The organism is Vibrio sp. 10N.261.52.A1 (genome assembly GCF_002876325.1).
In the GTDB taxonomy this organism is placed as follows: Bacteria; Pseudomonadota; Gammaproteobacteria; order Enterobacterales; family Vibrionaceae; genus Vibrio; species Vibrio chagasii.
On sequence record NZ_MCYD01000255.1, the window covers coordinates 1 to 1,237 of the forward strand.

The window sequence follows — 1,237 nt, forward strand, 5'->3', positions numbered from 1 at the left end:
TAGGTGAAGCGTATGAGTTAGCGGGTATCCGCAAAGCAGATCCAAGCACTTGGTCAAAGCCAGCTCCAACAATCTCACAGGTGTGGGACTTGTTCATTGAAACAGACCCAGATGAAGATTCATTATATGCGGCACTTGAGAGCTTGTACGAGCTAGAGATTTTTGAAGACGATAACACTAAGTGCATGAGCCTTTATGATTTGGTTGATGACATCACAGTGGTGGAACTGGCGGGTTACCCATCAGAGATCCAAAACCTTGTTGTTGCACTTACGTTAGACCTTTTCTACTCGCAGATGCAGAAGAAAGGTAAGCCAGAAGTGCAGGGCGATTTCCGTCAAATCACTAAGATGATCTTGGTGGATGAAGCCGACAACTTCATGTCTCAGAACTTCCCAAGCTTACGTAAGATCTTGAAGGAAGGCCGTGAATATGGCGTGGGTGTTATTCTTTCTACGCAAGACATTACCCACTTCCAAACTGGCGAAAACGATTACTCAAGTTATGTACTTACCTGGGTAATTCACCGCGTAGCGAAGATTCGCCCACAAGAGCTAAAAGCAATGTTTGGTGTAAATGAGAAAGCCGAACAAGAGAAGCTTATGGAAACTATCAATAAGCTAGAGAAGCACTACAGCCTGTATATTGATGGAGCTAAGAAGATACTTCCTATGAGGGATAAAGCATTTTGGGAGATTATTGATTAGTTTTTTTCCATAGAGTGCTATAAAATGCACTCTATGTCATTGATACTTAACGCAATAACCTATTCTGTGTTAAATTGTATATAAAGCGGGCTAGATAGAAATGGAAATTAAAGAGCTAAACTTACAGGTAAAAAATATATTTCAAGACATTATTGATGATGAAATAGATTTAAAGCCTGAATTTCAACGAGGAGAGGTCTGGACCACTTCAAAGAAGCGGTTATTAGTTGACTCAATATTGAGGGATTGGCATATCCCTCCACTGCATTTAGTTGAATTATCTGATGGAAGAAATGAAGTTCTTGATGGACAGCAAAGACTAACTGCTATCCGAGACTTTATGAACAACAAATTCTCTATTGACGGAAGTATTGACCCATACTCGGATGAGATTGCTATCTTAGATAAGTTAAAATATAAAGATCTACCAAGGGCAGTAAAAAGAAACATAGACCAGTTTCTTTTAAAGGTTTATAAAATAAGGAACTATCAAGTAGGTGAGCCAAATGAATTGTTCCATCGTCTGAATC

1 protein-coding gene and 1 pseudogene are annotated in these 1,237 nt (G+C 39.4%); both read left to right on the top strand.

Annotation, left to right across the window (positions count from 1 at the left end; genetic code table 11):
* A pseudogene (locus tag BCT81_RS03325) lies at positions 1-707 on the top strand (type IV secretory system conjugative DNA transfer family protein); the annotation flags it as partial.
* A 100-nt stretch (positions 708-807) separates the two neighbouring features.
* On the top strand, positions 808-1,237 hold a 430-nt coding region (locus BCT81_RS03330), incomplete at its 3' end, for a DUF262 domain-containing protein (RefSeq protein ID WP_133152514.1).